At 50.1% G+C, this 18480-nt stretch carries 13 protein-coding genes; all 13 read right to left on the bottom strand.

Annotated elements, in window-relative coordinates; translation table 11 throughout:
- Positions 1-15: 15 nt before the first annotated feature.
- Positions 16-921: a hypothetical protein gene (locus L3D05_RS00380; RefSeq protein WP_239613587.1), complete on the bottom strand. Its 906-nt coding sequence runs from the start codon at positions 919-921 to the stop codon at positions 16-18.
- A 2-nt stretch (positions 922-923) separates the two neighbouring features.
- Positions 924-1835: an ankyrin repeat domain-containing protein gene (locus tag L3D05_RS00375; protein WP_239614721.1), complete on the bottom strand. Its 912-nt coding sequence runs from the start codon at positions 1833-1835 to the stop codon at positions 924-926.
- A gap of 158 nt (positions 1836-1993) precedes the next feature.
- Positions 1994-2836: a DegV family protein gene (locus L3D05_RS00370; RefSeq protein ID WP_239613585.1), complete on the bottom strand. Its 843-nt coding sequence runs from the start codon at positions 2834-2836 to the stop codon at positions 1994-1996.
- Between the two features lie 90 nt (positions 2837-2926).
- Positions 2927-4375, bottom strand: coding sequence for a nicotinate phosphoribosyltransferase (locus tag L3D05_RS00365; RefSeq protein ID WP_239613582.1), 1449 nt, complete (start codon positions 4373-4375; stop codon positions 2927-2929).
- Positions 4376-4433: 58 nt separating this feature from the next.
- Positions 4434-5216: an NUDIX domain-containing protein gene (locus L3D05_RS00360; protein ID WP_239613580.1), complete on the bottom strand. Its 783-nt coding sequence runs from the start codon at positions 5214-5216 to the stop codon at positions 4434-4436.
- Between the two features lie 25 nt (positions 5217-5241).
- Positions 5242-6516, bottom strand: a complete 1275-nt coding sequence (locus tag L3D05_RS00355) for a methyl-accepting chemotaxis protein (protein ID WP_239613578.1) — start codon at positions 6514-6516, stop codon at positions 5242-5244.
- Between the two features lie 164 nt (positions 6517-6680).
- A complete protein-coding gene (gene efeB, locus L3D05_RS00350) occupies positions 6681-7928 on the bottom strand; it encodes an iron uptake transporter deferrochelatase/peroxidase subunit (RefSeq protein ID WP_239613577.1) in 1248 nt (415 codons plus the stop codon).
- A gap of 20 nt (positions 7929-7948) precedes the next feature.
- Positions 7949-9130, bottom strand: coding sequence for an iron uptake system protein EfeO (gene efeO, locus L3D05_RS00345; RefSeq protein ID WP_239613575.1), 1182 nt, complete (start codon positions 9128-9130; stop codon positions 7949-7951).
- Positions 9123-10655, bottom strand: coding sequence for an FTR1 family iron permease (locus tag L3D05_RS00340; protein ID WP_239613573.1), 1533 nt, complete (start codon positions 10653-10655; stop codon positions 9123-9125). The genes efeO and L3D05_RS00340 overlap by 8 nt, the downstream gene beginning before the upstream one ends.
- 168 nt (positions 10656-10823) lie before the next feature.
- Complete coding sequence (locus tag L3D05_RS00335; RefSeq protein WP_239613572.1) at positions 10824-13946, bottom strand: beta-galactosidase; 3123 nt, start codon at positions 13944-13946, stop codon at positions 10824-10826.
- A complete protein-coding gene (locus L3D05_RS00330; RefSeq protein WP_239613570.1) occupies positions 13943-15298 on the bottom strand; it encodes a glycoside hydrolase family 125 protein in 1356 nt (451 codons plus the stop codon). Before L3D05_RS00330 ends, L3D05_RS00335 begins: the two co-directional genes overlap by 4 nt.
- 86 nt (positions 15299-15384) lie before the next feature.
- Positions 15385-16752, bottom strand: a complete 1368-nt coding sequence (locus L3D05_RS00325; RefSeq protein ID WP_239613568.1) for an alpha-L-fucosidase — start codon at positions 16750-16752, stop codon at positions 15385-15387.
- 27 nt (positions 16753-16779) lie between these two features.
- Positions 16780-18471, bottom strand: coding sequence for an ABC transporter substrate-binding protein (locus L3D05_RS00320; protein WP_239613566.1), 1692 nt, complete (start codon positions 18469-18471; stop codon positions 16780-16782).
- Positions 18472-18480 lie beyond the last annotated feature (9 nt).

Raw genomic sequence — 18480 nt, 5'->3', positions numbered from 1 at the left:
CCGATCTGGGGTAAATTACTTGATCTGAAATTGGGTCACGACCGAATAGCCGTATACGACAATGTTATTGCCTTGTTTGCCGATATAGTCGGGACCGTCCTTCAAGGCGACTTTGTCCAGCGTTTTACCGGTCCGCTTATCGATCTGATAGAGATAATCCTTCTCCGCCGTAAAGCCGTAGCCGGACAGGATCACATTCCCGACGACTTCGAAGCTCCGGGCATTGCCGACAAGAGCAGCGGATCTCCATAACGTTTTATTGTCGGAGAGACGGATCGCCGTAATATATCCGTTCATTCCCTTCGAGCTCTTGGCATAAGTTCTATGGCTGTTCGAGACGTAGAGGATGCCGTCTTCTTCATAAGCCCATTGGATTTGTTGATAGATATAATCGTAATCGGCCTTCACGTATTGGGGTGAGTAAGCGTAATTGATAAAATCGTAAGCGTACAACGTCTTAGTCATCGTCTTGTCCATCGCGACCAAATAGCGATTTTCCCCGAAATTTTGTCCGTAGACGAGAAATACGCTGTTTTTCCCTTTGATTGCCCTAACGAGTATTTCCCCGCGGTATTCGGTTGGAGTACCTTCGGGTAAATTCCCTACTATCGACCGAAATGAATTTGGAACCGTATATTCCTTCGCCGCAACTTCCGCGGAATCCTCATAACTCTGATCGAACGGGAGATTCTTAACCGATTTCTTAATCAACGATAATTTCACGGTTTTCTTGGCAGTCGGGCCCGCGTCCGCGTACTTGCTCATGTAGTATTGGAAGGGCGGCTTAGGCAGAACGGTCGGTTTCACCGACTCGATATTCACCGTTTGATCTGAAACCTTCTCTGCCGCATTTGCGCTTAGTGTTGGCACGATTAGGATGCATAAGAAAATCATCAATACGGCTAGTTTTATTTTTCGCAAATCTAATCCTCCTTTTTTTTCATTCTTTCTTGCAACAGTTTGATAATCTGGTCAAAATCCTCAACTGTCGCATCATATCCCAAGAGTTCGTATATTTCGCTACCGACTTGGTCTCTTCCCCAAATGGCGGACTCAACTGCATCCCAGCGGCCATAGTTTTTAATAGTTGGATCTGCGCCATGATCAAGCAAGTAACGCACAACTTCGAGCTCTCCGTAAGTCGCCGCTTGATAGAGTAGCGTTGAAGCTCCTTTGCGCAAAAGGATGTTATCATACTCGTTTTCTTGATAATTGACGGGAAACCCTCTATCAAGTAGCAACTCTACCATTTCTACGCTCTTCACAGCATAGATGTAAGGCATCGTTCCATCTAAGGCAAACGGGATCGTCGCGTCTTTCCAATTCTTAAGCCTGGTCTTTACTTCATCCACCTTGTTCCTCATGATCGCAGAAGTAAGAGCATCCTGATCCGCGGAAAGAGCCCAATAGACGGGGATGCCCGAATGATTATGAAGCACCCCTCCGCCTGAGACGACAATAAATCGTAATGGAAGATATATCGTGCCGTTATTCATGATAGCGGGCGTCGTGATTTTCTGTTGCTTGGTATCCACGGTGGCCGTCTTCGAATCCAATTTCATTCGGATCGTATGATCGGCATTCGATAAAATCCATTCCTTGTTCTTGGTCACCCACTTCAGCTTCATGTTCAGCTTTGTCGTCACGGTATTCATCGAGATCATATTCTCGAGCCGATTATCTACCTTTAACTTCTTGTACTCTGCCGGCTTCCCATCGATATATAACGCTGAAGAAACTGTCGCCTCTTTCGCCTCTGCCGCTTTTGGCGGAGCCGCCAAGCCGAACATGATGAGAACAGCTAACCCAATAAATATCCATTTGCGTTGTTTCATTAATATCACCAGCAATCTCTCCTGTTCGTTAAGGTTAGACTCAACTATTCGACAAATTAATTGGAATTACCTCCCATGAAACAAAAAAGCCAATCTATGACAGCCTTAGGCCGTTAAGATTGACTTGAATTTGTTGGATATAAATATAGAAGCAACTACTATTCGAAGTAATAGGTAAAGCCGATAGCCCCGACACCTGTGTGCGTGCTAATAATCGGCGTCGTGTCCTCGATGCTGATATTGTCGAATCCGGTTAATCCGATAATCGCCTCTTTGAGCTTAGAAGCTAACTCGAAGCCTGCGGCATGGACGAGTCCGACTCCTTTGATCGCTTTTCCTTTGACGTCCTCTGCGAACGCCTTCGCCAAGTAATCAATGACATGCGCTTTACTCCGTACTTTAGCGACTGGCGTATATTCTCCACCGTCAAGCGAGGCGATAATTTTTATTTTCAACAAAGACCCGATCCAGGCTTTGCCTTTGCCGATCCGACCGCCTTTAACAAGATTATCGAGCGTATCGACGACTACGAATAAACGCGTTTGTTCACGGATTTGTTTAAGCCGTTCCACGATTTCCGCCATGCTTTTGCCTACCTTCGCCATCGTTGCCGCTTCTAATACTTGAAAGGCGAGCGCTTTCGTAATATAGCGCGAATCTACGACGGTTACGGCCGAATCCGACATGTCGGCGGCCATCTCGGCCGAACGGACCGTTCCGCTCATTTCGCCGGTCATGTGAATAGAGAGGATTTCGCTACCATCGTTGCCTAGCCGATCGTATACTTCCAAGAAAGCTCCAGCAGGCGGTTGCGAGCTCTTGGGCAACTCCTTGGACTGTTGCATCTTGGCTATAAATTCCGTAGGCGTAATATCTACTCGGTCAAGATAAGTTTCATTATTAATGCATATCGATAACGGTACGACTTCTATGCCATATTCCTGTATGATCTCATCGGTCAAATCTACGGTTGAATCCGTCACCACTTTAATTTTGTTCAAGAAAGTCATCCTGCTTTCACTTGGTGTAAGTATGCGCTCTGGCTATCGTTATAGTCTATCATTCCGCTCCAAGCAATAGCAACTTCCCACTTATTCCCTGATCTTATAGTAGTGGAGAAGCTCCTGCTTCAGATCCATGATCTCACGGCTATAGTTGATGCGATATTCTTCCGGATGCAACTTCCTCAGATGCTCCGGCCAGAATAGGGCGAGTTGCTTCCGATGATAACTCCGCATTTCCTCCAGATCAGGCAATGGATACGCCAGATTTCCCTTAACGAAGATTGGTTGCAACAACGGTATTGCCTCGTAATGCTCCAAAGTCTTATTCCGATGCAGATGAAGAGGATCGAACAGCTTAATCGGCCGCCCGATACGGATATCGTCTTCCTCGGGCATACACATATAATCCGCTTCCGCCATTCCCGTCTGCTTATTGATCAAACGATAAACGTCCTTGATGCCTGGGGTCGATATTTTCTCCGGGTTGCCGGAAATTTTGATCACCGGTATGAGCGCGCCTTCCTTCTCCCGGGCTACTAGCTTATATACTCCTCCTAAAGACGGTTGGTCGAATGCCGTAATCAATTGCGTGCCGACACCCCAAATATCGATCTTAGCTCCTTGCGCTTTGAGCTCCGAGATAATATTCTCGTCTAGATCGTTAGAAGCGACGATCTTCACATCGGGGAATCCCGCCTCATCGAGCATCGTCCTCGCCCGTTTCGATAAATAAGCCAGATCCCCGCTATCTAATCTAATTCCATTCAGGCGTTTGCCCTGGCGATCTAATAACTGTGCGATCTTGATCGCATTCGGAACCCCACTCTTCAACGTGTCGTACGTGTCAACCAGAAGCGTTACGTTATCCGGCAACGCTTCCGCGTACTTCCGGAACGCCTCCTCCTCGTTATCATGACTTTGCACCCAAGAATGCGCATGGGTTCCCGAGGAGGGAATTCCGAACAGCATGCCCGCGCGCATATTTGAAGTGGCATGGAACCCGGCGATATAGGTGGCTCTTGCTCCCCATACGGCCGCATCCGCCTCTTGTGCCCGCCTTGTCCCGAACTCAAGCAATATCTCATTCGGAGCGACCAGCTTAATTCTCGATGCTTTGGTCGCGACCAACGTCTGGTAGTTCATAAAGTTCAGCAACGCCGTTTCGATCAGTTGAGCTTCGAAGATTCGCGCTTCCACCCGGATAAGCGGTTCATTCGGAAAGACGAGTGTCCCTTCCGGCATGGCGTACAAGGATCCCGTGAATTTGAAGTTTTCCAATTCCGCCAGAAACCCTTCCTCGTAATTCTCCTCCTGCATGCGCAAATACCGAATTTCTTCTTCCTTAAACGCAAGCGCCCGGATGTACTCGACGATCCGTTCCAATCCCGCGAATACGGCGAAGCCGTTGCCGAACGGAAGCTTGCGGAAATAAGCCTCGAATACGGCCCTGTCGTTCATCGATCCATTTTTCCAATGCGCGTAAATCATGTTGATCTGGTACTTGTCCGTATGAAGAGTTAAGTTCGCAGCGCTCATCGGGAATGTATCCTCTCGTAGCAATAGAATGATTGGGACAACATGAAAAAAAACAAGCCTAGCTGTAGATGGACAGCTTAGGCTTGCAATTCGTGAACCGATATAACTGCGCGGCTCGTTGAGAATATCGATTGGAACCTTTAAGCTGTCCGTACGGGTCCCTCACCTCTTCCAGTATACCCTTTCGGCTCTGAGTTGAAGTAATTTTGCGGATAAAATTTTTCTCTTCGAAATCAGGCACGACCGTCTCTATCACTTGATATAGCTCGCTCATCGTAAATTGTTCCGGAAGAAATTCTTTAGCGATAGTCGTCGTCAACATTTTGGTGTGAATTTGCTCCAATGCGTCTCTAATGATGTCGTTATGGTCGAAGGCAAGCTCCATTTTCAGAGCCTCCTCTATCGAAAACAGCCTAACGTCGGATGCATCGCCCGAGGCTTTACGATCTGTTAGAACATCTTCGTTCACTAGCGCATAGAAAGCGTGAGAAATCATCCACCCTCTCGGATCTCTTCCCGGCTTGCTGTATACGTTAAAATACTCGATATGGATGCCATCTACCCCGGTCTCTTCCCGAAGCTCCCGCTTCGCACAGTCCTGAATCGTTTCCGTTTCCTGCGAGAACCCGCCCGGTAAAGCCCATTGGCCCGCGAACGGCCACTGCTTCCTCTGGACAAGCATCACTTGAAGCTCTCTTAGAGGTAAAGACTTCTTCTTTGTCTTGCGCCCGATGGAGGCAATCGTGAAAATGACGATATCCGCTGGAGCGCCATCCGGCGTGCGATACTTGCTCGAACTATAATTATTGACGTTCAGCATCTGTTCGTTAAGCTTCGCCATCAGCCTCCCTCACCTCCCCATAGCTTTATGATCGGAAGAAGTCCGCCTTGCTTCGCAAATCGGTCGACTTGGCACGCAAGGAGTCCGTCGATGCCGAGATTTCCTGCATGACCGCAGTCTGTTCCTGCGATGCCGAGAACACTTGCTGCGCCCCTGCGCGAATTTGCTCCGCCACTTGGGCGACTCGCCTCGCTTCGTTCAACTGATCGGTCGCTTGTTGCGCCTGTTGATTCAACTCGCCCGCCATCGCTTCCACGATCCCGACTACCTGCTGCGCTTCCGCGTTGACCTCATGGAATGCGGTTGCGAACTCCTCGCCCATCTTCGCTTCCCGTTCCGACACTTCGTATTGCGTACGGATGTGACCGACCGCTCTCGATACTTCGCCCTGCAACTGAAGGATGAGCTTACGTATATTTTTTACGGAAACGGCGCTTTCATCCGCAAGCGACTTAACCGCTTGCGCGACAACCTCGAACCCTCTGCCTTCTTCCCCTGCTCTGGCAGCTTCAATGGAAGCGTTCAGAGCTAGCAAATGCGTTTGATCGGCTATGTCCCCTACGACACTGGAGATCGATCCAATCTCATTCGCGTAGCCGTTAAGCGTTACCACCACTTCCATCGCTTCCCGATTCAATTCGGACAATTGGCGCATGCCTCCAACGAGCGATTGAAACACTTCTTCGCTTTGTTTGGCAGCTTTGTTCATATGCCATGCCCGTTCGCGGGCATTAGACGCTTCCTCGCTCATTCGATCCGCCGCGGCCGACAGCGTCTCCGCGTCGTGGTGCAGCCGTTCAGCGGATTCCGCTTGCGTCTGGGTACCCGTAGTTATCGCTTCCGATTCGTTCGTCATCTGCTCGATCTGTCCCGTCGCGTGGCCGATCGCATCCTGTAACTCTTTCACATGCGCATCCGTAAGACGAGAATTATCTTTGATTCCAACTATAATCGTTCTTAATTGATCCAACATTTGCTCGAACGCTTCTCCGAGCGCTTGCATCTCGTCGTTCGACGGGTTCGTCACGACCTTGATCTTTAAATTCCCTTTGGCCGCCTCCTGCGCCGCAAGCGTAAGCGACAATAGAGGGCGCAGCAACCACTTCGCTGCGAAATATCCGAATAAACCGGTCCAGAATACCCCGAATACAAGCGTTAATAAAACAAAAAGCCAGCCCGGTATAAAGGAGAATACATCCTTCAGAACGAGCAAGAAAATCGCGCTTGTCCCGTAAGTGACCGTAGAAGCGACCGTAATACCGATAACCATCTTCTTGACGATGCCGAATTTCTTTTGCATGATGCTTCTCCTCCATAACCTAGATGTCTTCTTATTAAACCATCGCCCGGAAAGAGCGACTGTGACGGATGTCACATTGTGGCGCTCGCTCCTCCTATCGTTGCACAAAAAAAAGGTTGAACAGATCGCATGTTCCACCTGTTCAACCTTCTATTTGACCCGGATTAGGATTCCAAAATGTTCTGCCCAATATATTGGCCTTCGCGCAAGCCTCCCGGACAAGCAAACATTCCGCTGGCCACGTGGGACACATACTCGTTGAGCGCATCCTTGCTCTGCATCATTTTTAGCATCGGCAACAGCTGCTCTTCCGGATTTCTCTGATAACTTATGAATAATAGCCCTGCATCCACATTGCCTGTTCGCGGATCGACGCCAGCCGTGTAAGAATAACCTCTTCGATGGATAAGCTGCTTGGATTCCTTAGCTAATCTGACATGGGAAGCAATCGGCATCTGCGAAGGATCCGGCGTATCGAATTCGCCCTTCTTACCGTAAGCGGCTCCAGACTCTTTATGACGACCGAAAGTATCTTCTTGGTCGCTCAGCGACGATCGATCCCATACTTCTAGAAACATGCGTACTTTACGATAAGCCATATAAGTACCGCCGCGCATCCAGTCCGGTTCATTATCGCCCGCCCACACGACGTCGTTATACCCATCGGTTGTCTGATGTAGGTTATTCGCCGTACCATCCTTAAAGCCGAACAGATTACGAGGTGTTTGCCCCCCCGAACCTCCGCTAATGAAACCTTCCTGCATCCAATTCAACGTCGCCGATCCCATGGATAAGCGGATAAAGTTACGAAGCGCATGGAAGGCGACCTGCTGATCCTCCGCGCACACTTGGATACATACGTCCCCGCCAGACAACAGAGGGTCGATTTTATCGCTAGGCATACGGGGAATGTCCTTGAGGTAAAGCGGAATTTTGTTTGCAATGCCGAATCGGTCGTTACCATCGACGCTAAAGAATGAAGGTCCGAACCCGAACGTCACCGTTAGCTTCGATGCAGGCAAATCGAGCGTCTCCCCTGTATCGGATGGCGGCAGCAGCGGATTATCGCCCGTCCGCATCGTTCCGCCCGCCGTACTCAGGTCGCTGAATCTCGTCCAATCTCGCAATACTTTGATCAGCGAGGATCGATCGTTAACCATGAGCCGAAAGCTAGCCAGATACATGTAAGTTTGCTGCGGAGTAATAATTCCCGCTTGGTGTTCGCCATACATGGAGATGCGGTCGTCAGAGGAATCGTTGCCCGTCGTATTGGCGGACTTACTGGCGGGAGCGACGACTTTCTCAATGGCGGCCATTCCGGAAGCGCCAATCGCTAAGCCGACTCCCACCGATGCCGACATTTTCAGAAAATCCAGTCTCGATATCCCGTCTTTTTTCTTATTGGAGTCCATGCTCTCACCCCTTCTGTGTTTTAGAGGATGCTAGCTGTTTGGGACATCAAGTTAGAGAGTTGGCTAATTTGATCGCTAAGCGTGCGAATTTGTTCCGTCGTTAACTGATCGTAGCTCACATATTGCCCCTCTTTATGATGACCGCGAAGCGTTTCTTCTAACGTTTGGAATTGTTTGTCTAATTGATTAGCCAAATCCGGATTTTTCTCGTTCAGAGCAGGAATAATAGCTAAGTATACCGACTTCGAGCCATCTACGTTAGCCGCAAAATCTACCAAGTCCGTATGAGAGTAAATTTCCTCTTCTCCGGTAATTTTGGAGATCGCCGCTTCATTCAGCAATTCCATAGCGCCTGCAACCATAGCTTTCGGTTCTAATTCGATCGTTTTCACTTTTTGTTGCAGCTCTTCGGTATCTTTAACCAATTGGTCGGCATATTGCTCCATACCCGCCAACGATTTATCCAACCATAGCGCTTTCTCGATCCGGTGGAATCCTGTCCAAGTGTTCTCGTCTTCCACGTCCGCAAGACGGGCATCGATTCTTGGATCCAAGTCGCCGAAGCTTTCCGCGATCGGCTCGATGTTCTCGAAGAATACGCGCGCTTTGGAATATTCCAGCTTCGCTTTCTCCACATCGCCGGCTTTCACGGCATCAACGAATACTTTCGTCTGGCTAACCAGATTGTTCGCTTGTTCTTCAACGTACAGCTTATAGTTCGCTACCGCTTTCGTCAGAAGCTCCGACGTGCTGCCGGACGTTTCCTTAGCGTTAAGCAATTTCGTCAGCGCTTCTTGAAGTTTGCCGGCCGTTACTTTCAACGCTTCGAAATCCACTTTGTCGTAAGCCGAAGCCGAGAAGATCGGCATCTCGTATTTCTCAACTTCCGTATATTCAAGCGGGAACGTTTGACGGACGGAGTTCTCATAAGCCAACCAAGCATCGTTGATCGATTTGCCTAGACGTTTCACCTCATCGGCATCTTGCTTCTCGATCGCTTGCTGCAGTTTAGTCGTTTCTTCCTGAAGCTTCGCCGTTCCTTGTTGAATGGCGCTTTGCTCGCCGGATGCCGCTCCAGATGGTTGCGCTTCGGAAGTTGGAGAAGCGCTGACCGCAGCTTCCTTGTTATCGTCTTTACCGCATGCGCCCAATACCAATGTTGCCGCAAGTATAACGCTCGCTAATTTCATTTGTCTACTCATTTTGTAATCCCCCATTTATTGATTTGGTCGTTAATGCTTTTCTGCTTTTGCCTGAAATTTTTCTGCTTATTCTCTGATACACGATGACGACAAGGGCCAATACTACGAACAACAATTGCGGAAACGTGCTGTACCATGATGGATAAAGGCTGAAAGAAACGTGCTCAGGCAAGTACTCTTCAACCGTGGAAGGAATGATGCCCGCCATCTGCAGGCTATGAATGCCTGACCCCATAAACTTAAAGCATAAATAAAAGACGATGATACTGGATACGAGAAACACCGGACGGATAGGCAAGCGAGTTCCAAGCTTGATCATCACGACCGCGCAGATGGCGAGAATGCCGAAACCAGCGGCAATGCCTCCCGCAAGCTCGCCTCCGGACATCTTGCCAACCATCCCGATGAGGAAAATAACGGTCTCCAATCCTTCCCGTACGATAGCGAAGAAGGCGAGAAGCGCTAAAGAGATCATTTTCCCATTAGACAACGCTTGCGTGCTCTTCGATTGCAACAATTGATTCCAGCGCTTCACATCGGAATTCCGATGCAGCCAGTAACTCACGTAGAGAAGCAGTACGCTTGCGAATACTCCCGTCCAGCCGTTAATCAACGAGTTGTTGTGGCCGAATGCGCTCGACGACAATAAGAACGTGACCACGAACCCGACTCCGATGCACAATAAGACGCCTGCGCTTGAACCTCCGATTACCCACGCTCTAGCAGGCTTGGAGTTCGACTTTTTCGCATACATGAGCAATGTACCGATGACGAGCAACGCTTCAATGCCTTCCCGGATCGGAATAAGCGCAGCATCCCACCAGGAATATTGAGCGTCGATGAGCGGAGTTAAGGACACGATCATGCGGTCCGCGATACCCGCCGCTTCTCCTTGTTTGTCCGCGCTATTTAAGTAGGCATCCATTAAGACAAGATCGCGTTCGGCGTGGTTGTACACGGTTTGCGATTGACTGACGATATCCCCTTCGACGGACAACCATTGGCGCTGTAGCAGCTTAACGGCGCTTTGCGCTTCGGTCCAAGATTCCCGCTTCATCAGCTGTTCGGCTTCGCGCAGCTTCATGACGTAGACGCTTAAGGTCATCCCTTGCTTCCCGTCGTTATCGATATAAGCTCCGTCCGCATAATTCCGAAGAGAAAATTGCAACGCTCCGGTCTCATCCTTGATCGCTTGTAAATCCTTATTCAGAAAGGCCAATGAGAGGCTTGCTATTTGGCGATCGATCTCCAGCGCCATGTCCAGCGAGCTTTGTTTGACCGTGTTCTTATTGCCGGTCCACCATTTCTTGATTGCTGCGAAGTCAACGGAAGCCTGCTCCAGATTATTCGACTCGATATCGGTCATCATTTTCTCGGTTTGGGCAATCGTTGAACGGATTGGTTCTTCAGTTGTAGCTGCACTCGCCGGGGCGATGATCAGCATACAAAAAAAAGACGCGATCAGAATGATAGCGCAAACCGCCGTGTACCGTCTTAGAACGTCTCGTCGGCTTGTAATGATCATTCTAACAACGCCCCTCTGTCATAGCTTGAATTCGTCAATATGAGAATGATAACAATTCTCAACTCAAAGAATTATTATAGTCATATCGGTACGGGGTGTCAATGGTGCAAGATCCGCCTTTATGCCGCAAACCCCGGTCCTCACTTGAGAAACCGGGGTTTGTTTGAACTAAATATATTTACCATTAGAAATGTTTACTTCTTCAGGTCGATAGACGCCGATAATTTCTCCTTCTCTATCCGCGGCGAACATAACGGTTCGTTCTGCTTCCATCATGAACTTGTACCTCCGTCCATTCGCCGGATCGCGGACTTCTACTTCTTCATCTATCGCATATTCAGATACGAAAATATATAGCGCTCCGGCAGCGAAATCGAGTTTCCTGCCGTATATGCCGGCGAATTCGCCGCCCTTAAGCCATTCCAGTTCCGAACGGACCCCGGCTTCCCGAATGGCGAACCGATACAGTTCGACTAACGTCTCCGAGCGTTCGTTCAATTCCACCGGTAGCGGACAATGGATCAGTTTCCCTTTTCCGATTCGCTTGACGGTTACATGAGACGGACCATTCTTCGCAAGGTCATCGCTCAATTCCTTGGACGCCTCGGCGAACCTTAGCTTCGGAAACGAGACCGGCAATATTTTATCTTCCAGTACAAGCGCTTCTTCTCTACGGATGTTGGCGAGCTTAGTGCTTCCGATCCTGCCCGACATTCTCTGAGTAGGCCGCCAGTATTCGTCCAATCCCATTGGGCCGGTAAACAATAGAGTTCCTCCGCGTTCCTCGACGTGCAGCAACAGTTTCTCAAGAGCATTGCCGCTGAAGTTGTGCGCACTCGGCACGATCAGCAATCGGGGAGGATGATCGGTCAGGGAATCCAGATGGTATTCGGACAATCCCCGGATAGGTTGCTTCAGTAAGAACAGCATCGTGCGAGTCAGCCTCGTCGTCGCGTCCATCGCTAGCTTGCGCGTGGAAAAGTCGTTCGAGAACGGATAGACGACCGCGATCTCTTCCAGCTTACGTCCTTCGAATAGCGGGCTGATCGCCGACATAAAGCGACCGAATTCATACGACACGTCGGCTTCCGGCTTCTCCGTGCCGTCCGCGCGTACCGCGCCGATATTGGACTCGTTCACGTTGTCCATGTACGGATTGATGTTCCAGATCCATTGAACCGCCCCCGCTCCCCCGGATGCGAAAGCATAGGCGTATTTGCGTTCGAGGATCGCTTTTAACTCCGTTTCCGATCGTTTCGCTTTACCTTCCGGAGTCTCCGTATACATGATACCCGTTTCTTGTATGAGATTCGGCTTATCCGGCGTTTTGGTGAAAATGCCGTCCCACATCAAATCGTCATTTTGCCACCAAGTGTGTACCGTCGTATAATCAACGGCTTGACCGTAGAAAAACGGAGACGGTCGTTGGCTGCATATGCCCTCGTCTTGTCCTACCGTAACCATTTGCGCCGGTTGAATCGAGTGGATCGTCTCGCTTAACTCTCTCGTCCACTTGTTAAGCATATCCATGGAGAACAACGTATAATCCAACAATCTTGCGTTGCGGCGCGGTTGAATTCCCGTGATCTTGAAGGTAATGTCCGCTGCCGTCGGCGCATGTACCGACTCGTAATCGGGCAATTCGTCCGGTGACATGTTCCAACGTTCCTGAAGCACGCGTACATCGGATCCGTGGCGCTCGCTGAGCCACTCGACATATAACTTCCGCTCGTAAGGATCTCCGGCCGTCTGCGCTCCGTTGAAAATATTTTTGGGATCGAACAAGGAGGGCTCGTTGATCAAATCCCAGTGCACGTAAGTAGACTTTGCGTGCCTGGATACGATTGAAGCAATAAACCTTCTCTGAGCTTCCACGCTGCGCGGGTCCAGATAAGGATTCGCCCCTTCCCAACGTTCGGGAGTAAACGTAAAGAAGGTGAAATTAACCTCCAACCCGTGCTTTTTGGCCGTTAGCATGAACGCGTCGATCGATCGCATAACCTCTTCCGACGCATGGCCATCGACAAACATCGTCTGCCGCCACATAGACCATATGCCTGTCCGAATCAAATTAATGCCCGCTCGGCTCATCTGGGCCATATCGCGATTCCATACGTGAACGTTAGGCATTAACAGAAACTTACGCGCTACGTCGGAGGTCATGTAGGTCATGCCGACAATCGGCATCGGACGGTTCCCGCGACGGAAGTAATCGCGGTCTCGCGAAAGAAACTCCCCTTCCTGCAGCAGCTTTTCGTCGAAGCCCCAGAACCCTTGCCGAAACACCTTAGTCTCGCCGTCTTCGGCCTGTGCGCGGCATTCGGCTTCGTAATAACCGGGTTCGATCGGAATGTCCACTGGGAATCTAATGAACTGAAGCTCCCGCGATTCCGTTAACGACGACTCTTCAGACCAAATCTTGATTAGGTTATCGTCGCCATGCTTGGAAACCGCGATTTCAAAGCTCCATCGTCTGCGCTGGTTTATGCGGTCTGGCAAGCGGGACAGCTGTTGCAACTGCAGCGTCAAGGTTGGGCGTTCGCCAGGATAGTAGCTCGCATAATTCGGCTTGAACCAGATTTCGGTCACTCCGTTTGCGCAATATGCGCTCCATTCCTCCAGCGCGCGTATCCCCATTGAACTCCACAATCGCTCATTGGCTAGCATATTTATGAACAACCAGCGGCCCCCGACATGCGACGCTTTCGTGTTCTCTACGAGCACGACGGGAGCGGCGACTTCCCGGCCATCTCGCGACACGCCTTTGAGCAGCGGATACAGATGCGCATCCATCGGCCCGGATGTCCCTCCGTCTCCGGGATGGTCGTCAAGCGTCGTAAAATGCAAAACGAAACCAAACGTAGGTTGAATGTCGAACAGGGTTTCCCTTCCCTTGAGCAGCGGAATTTCCGAAGAAGCCTCATATGCAAAGATAGGCTCAGGATCGACAGGAAGCACTTCATGGATATTCAGTTGCTGATGATAAGCCGTTTGTTCCGTCTCCAACTGCCACTGTCCGTCTACCTGGTGCGCAGGGAATCGAAATGGCGCACCGCCAACGTGCAGCAAGCCACCACCCCGTTTCAAAAATGCCCCCAAAGCCGGCCAATCCGCTTTAGGGAAATAGGGTCCATGTAAGTGAATCGCTACGTCCGCGCTTCGAAGTGCTTCTTCCCATTCCCCCGCCGCCGCTATCTTTCCTATGCGAGACAACGATTCTATTGCCGCTTGGTCGGGTCTAACGCCTTCATAGGGAAGGCTGGCGTCGTATAAAATAACGATATGGCTCATATCTGTTCCTCTTCCCCTTTGAATATCACAATGCCTTCATCCATAGCTTTCATAACCAATTGCGCGAATAGGCTGTTCGACCAAGCAAACCAAGGACGCGTATAGACATTCGGATCATCCGCATGAAACCCTTCGTGCATGTAACCCGTGCCCGCATCCGTAACCTCCAGCCATTCCAGCATTTTTAAAATTTCCTTTGAATCGGTAGCTGTCAAGCCCTGCATGGATAGAGCCATGTGCCAGATATATCCGTCCGGCGTGTGAGGGCTGCCGATGCCCGAAGCCTGTTTTCCTTGGAAAAAATACCGATTTTCATTGCTTAAGGCGAAACGCCGCGTATTCCGGTATATCGGATCGTTTGAAGATGCGTACCCAAAGTAAGGAATCGATAATAACCCCGGAGTACCGGCATCATCCATCAGACAATAATTTCCAAGTCCATCGGTTTCATAAACATATATTTTGCCGAATTCAGGATGTTCGACCGTCCCGAATCGTTGGATTGCCTCTTCTACCGATATTGCCAACCGTGAAATTTCTTCTAATACAAATGGCTCTTCCCCGCAGGCGATGGCCATCTCTTTCATTTGTCTCAGCGCGACAACCGCCATCATATTGCCGGGAATGTTGTAATGGTATTCGCAAGCGTCGTCGCTTGGACGAAATGCGGACCAGATCATACCCGTGTAGCTCGTAGGAGTGCCTATTCCTTCCGCCAACGTATCCATCGCCGGACACTTCGTTCGCATGAATCGGTAAGTCGATGCCTCATTGTGGCGTTGTTCGATAGCGAACACTCTGACGATGTCACGCATCGCTTGACGGAATGTTTCATCCATAAATTCCGTGTTCCCCGTTGCCTTCCAATAATGGTAGGCAAGACGAACGCTGAAACAAAGCGAATCAAGTTCGAATTTGCGTTCCCAAACTTCATCAGACACAGGGATGTCGGACTGGTCATGCGCATTCCAGTGACGTCCGTTTGCTTCTTCATTAAACGCGTTGGCGTAAGGGTCGAGCAGAATACACCTCATATGGCGACGGATAAGCCCGCAAATCAAATCGCTGAGTTGTTCATCTTGTCCGGCAACATTCACGTAAGGAAAGATTTGCTCGACCGAATCCCGCAGCCACATGGCCGGAATGTCTCCGGTAATGACGAATACCGTGCCATCCTCCATTTTTTTCGTAGTTGTCAGCAACGTATTGGGGTAACAGTTCAAGAACTGCCGGAGCAATCTCGGTCGGTGCGCGAGTAAACGTTGGGCTTCCGCCATACGGTTGATAACGGCTTGCGGCAGCTCCAGCTCGGGAATATCGACGGATGGCATTTGGGATAGATTATTATTCATGGGCTACCTCCCCCTGATCTCATGCTAAGAAGCTTCTGATAACAACAATCGCCTGCCGCCTTCAAGGCGGGCAGGCGATGTCGTTGTTACCTTTCTATGCCATCGGCAAATACCGATGTACCCCGTTGCTCGCGAGCCCATGCCGCAACCCGCGAAGGATCGCCTTCCCACAGGCGTTCCCTTCCCCACTGGTTCGCAATAGGCTTGCTTTCGCACTCGACCCGAATGACCGGGAAAAGCTTAGTCGGAGGTTCGCTTGGCAAACCTTTAATGATCAGTTCTTCGCCATTCTGTTCAAATTCCAGGTCCTGGCCTGTCGTTAGTAACGTTACGCTCTTCACGGGAGTCGTCAAGTCCGCAAGCCTCATCACCGGACGCCCATCCCAGAATCGGATGATCAGGTAGAGATTGTTTCCTCTGGTCGTCTGGCGTCCTCTTGTAATAAACTCCGTTACGGAGCCGCCATCCGAACCGTATACCGCCTCGCCGTGCACTTCCAACCAACGGCCGATCTCCATTGCCCGCTGCACGAATTCAGGAGGAAACTGTCCATCCGCCATTGGGCCGACGTTCAGGATCAAATTCCCGCCATGTTCCCCGCCCTTCTCCGCGCATTCGATTAATAGATCAAGCAAGTAATCCGTAGGACGCCAGCGTTCGCCGAACACATGGCTCCATAAGCGCCAAGTGGCGACCTGGCAAGATTCCCACAGCCTGTTTTGATCGACGGAGATCAGATGCTCAGGCGTACCGAAGTCTCCTAACGTATCCGAATCTCCCGCGCCTGCGCCGCCGTCCGCGCGGTAACCCTCGCGCACTTGAGAATATCCAAGTCGGTTGTTGATCATAATGTCCGGCTGTAATTCGCGCATCATTTCGACAAGCTCCACGCTTTGCAGATCATCGGCATTACGAGGCCAAACTCCGTCGAAGAAGAAGTAATCGATGCGACCATAATTCGTAAGCAGCTCTTTCACTTGGTTATGCAAATAAGTCCGTACTTTCTCCCAGCCCTCAGGATCCTTGTCGGGTCCGTCGAAATAAGCAGGCAAACGCCAGTCGATCCAAGAGTAGTAGAGCCCTACTCGCAACCCCGCCTTACGAAAGGCATCCACGTATTCGCGGACGAAATCCCGCTTGGGAGCTTGCTTGGCGCTGGAGTAGTCGGTATAAGCGCTATCCCACAAGCAGTAGCCGTCATGATGTCTCGTCGTTAGACATGCGTACTTAAATCCGGCCTTTTTGGCGGTATCCGCCCATAGCTCCGGATCGTAATGTTCCGGGTTCCAGCTACAAGCTTTTTGGGCATATTCGCTTTGATCAAGGTGTTCGCGGAACAGAACTTGCTCTCCGCGGCCGTATTGGGCGTAAGGCCCCCAATGGATAAACATCCCATAACGACTTTCGGTAAACCATTTCCATTTGTCAGGTACGGTAAATCCTGTTGTCTTCACAGATGAGCTACTCTCCCTTATTCCGCCTTATTTAGTTGCGATTGCGGATTTACGCGTTTCATATGCTTCTTGGTAGATTTCCAGGTAACGGCCCAAATTCATGCCTTCCAGCGTTGAGACGTATTTGTCCCAATCTTTATCCAAGTTTGTATCTCCGATAATGAAACGAGCCATCATTTCGTTCGTATAGTCGTAGATGACTTTGGATACGTCCGCAAGCTCCTGCGATTGATCGACGGTAAAGTTCAGCGGCGGCAAAATGTTCTTGATATCCGCTCGGTACGGCTCGTATTTGGTCTTCGTTTCGTTATAAAGGATCGTTTCGAGCGGATTTTCCGGATCAGCTACCGCTCCTAGGCGAAGGGAGTTCGGCCGGAACGTAATCGCCGATTGTGACAGATTCTTGTTCTGAGTAACTCCGAATTTGGACATGTCTTTGTAAATCGCCGGCTTGCCGTCGATGCCGATTTCACCGTCTTTCGCCCAACGCCAATCCACGTCCGGCTCCCCGATCGTCGAGCGCAACGTCATCTCGCGATCGTACAGCGCGTCCGCGAAACGGAATGCAGCTTCGGGATTCGCCGCTTCGCGCGTAATGACGAATTTACCGGGTGCGACTTGATAAGGATCATATTGGGTGAGTTGAACGCCTCCCGGTCCTTTCAAAGGAGGAACTGCAACGAAGTCCTTCCAACGTCCGCTTGCTCCGTACAATTGAGAGATTACGCTCATATTAGGTCCCGAAGCGGCGCCAAGGATAGCGACATCAGGATTCTCTCCAAGCTGGACAAGTTGAGCGGGATCGCGAGTCAATGCTTGAGGATCCATTAAGCCTTCCGCGTACAGCTTGTGCAAGAACGCGAGACCATCTTTCCAGCCGCTCTGTACGAATGGGACTGTAACTTTATCCTCATCATTCACATATAGACGGTTGTAAGGAGCGTACGTGAACGAATTCATCAAGAAATTTTCGACGCTCGTCGTCAACAAAGAAGTTTGGGACACTTGCGGCGCTCCGGAGAAAGGAATTTCATCCGCTTTTCCGTTCTTATTCGGATCTTTTGTCTTGAATGCCTTAAGGACTTCATAGAACTCATCTGTCGTCGTTGGCATTTCCAAGTTCAATTCTTTGAGCCAAGGTTCATAGATCCATAGCTTTTGGCGCATCGAACAGTGATAACATTCGTTCGGCGCTGGAAGCGCGTAGATATTGCCGTCGGCAGAAGTGATCGTAGATTCGATCAGCGGACTTTCCGAGAACATTTTTTTCGTGTTGATCCCGTATTTCTCGATATAATCGTTTAATGGAAGAAGAACTCCTTGTTGACCGTAAAGCGCTTGCTGTTCCGGCGTCACGTCCATGGACATGATCACATCGGGCAATTCTCCGCTAGCAAGGGCGAGATTCAGCTTCTCCGTAACCATACTGGTCGGGACAATCTCCCACTCTACGTGAATGTTCGTTTTTTCCTCGAAATACTTTGTAAAGGCATTCGTGTCGAAATTCTCGACCGAAGGGTTCGCTCCGGTCATAACGCGAAGAGTAATTTTCTCGTTTACGATCGGGAAAGTACCCGCATCCGTTACTTTCGCGCTTGCGCTGGAATCGGATGCCGCAGCTCCGTTATTTTTCTCTTTGTCGTTGCTGCTACACGCGCTCAAAACGCTAACCAGCATTACGCTGGCTATGGCCATCGATACGATTTTCTTCATTTTCATATTCATTCG

The sequence above is a fragment of the Cohnella mopanensis genome, assembly GCF_022352055.1.
Classification (GTDB): domain Bacteria; phylum Bacillota; class Bacilli; order Paenibacillales; family Paenibacillaceae; genus Cohnella; species Cohnella mopanensis.
Note: the sequence above shows the minus strand (reverse complement) of the source record. Positions and strands in the feature narration are given on the sequence as shown.

Bases quoted from the DNA above. Each gene is read 5' to 3' on its own strand.
- L3D05_RS00375 (WP_239614721.1), bottom strand. From the start codon at position 1,835: ATGAAACAACGCAAATGGATATTTATTGGGTTAGCTGTTCTCATCATG.
- L3D05_RS00365 (WP_239613582.1), bottom strand. From the start codon at position 4,375: ATGAGCGCTGCGAACTTAACTCTTCATACGGACAAGTACCAGATCAAC.
- L3D05_RS00360 (WP_239613580.1), bottom strand. From the start codon at position 5,216: ATGGCGAAGCTTAACGAACAGATGCTGAACGTCAATAATTATAGTTCG.
- L3D05_RS00355 (WP_239613578.1), bottom strand. From the start codon at position 6,516: ATGCAAAAGAAATTCGGCATCGTCAAGAAGATGGTTATCGGTATTACG.
- efeB (WP_239613577.1), bottom strand. From the start codon at position 7,928: ATGGACTCCAATAAGAAAAAAGACGGGATATCGAGACTGGATTTTCTG.
- efeO (WP_239613575.1), bottom strand. From the start codon at position 9,130: ATGAGTAGACAAATGAAATTAGCGAGCGTTATACTTGCGGCAACATTG.
- L3D05_RS00340 (WP_239613573.1), bottom strand. From the start codon at position 10,655: ATGATCATTACAAGCCGACGAGACGTTCTAAGACGGTACACGGCGGTT.
- L3D05_RS00335 (WP_239613572.1), bottom strand. From the start codon at position 13,946: ATGAGCCATATCGTTATTTTATACGACGCCAGCCTTCCCTATGAAGGC.
- L3D05_RS00330 (WP_239613570.1), bottom strand. From the start codon at position 15,298: ATGAATAATAATCTATCCCAAATGCCATCCGTCGATATTCCCGAGCTG.
- L3D05_RS00320 (WP_239613566.1), bottom strand. From the start codon at position 18,471: ATGAAAATGAAGAAAATCGTATCGATGGCCATAGCCAGCGTAATGCTG.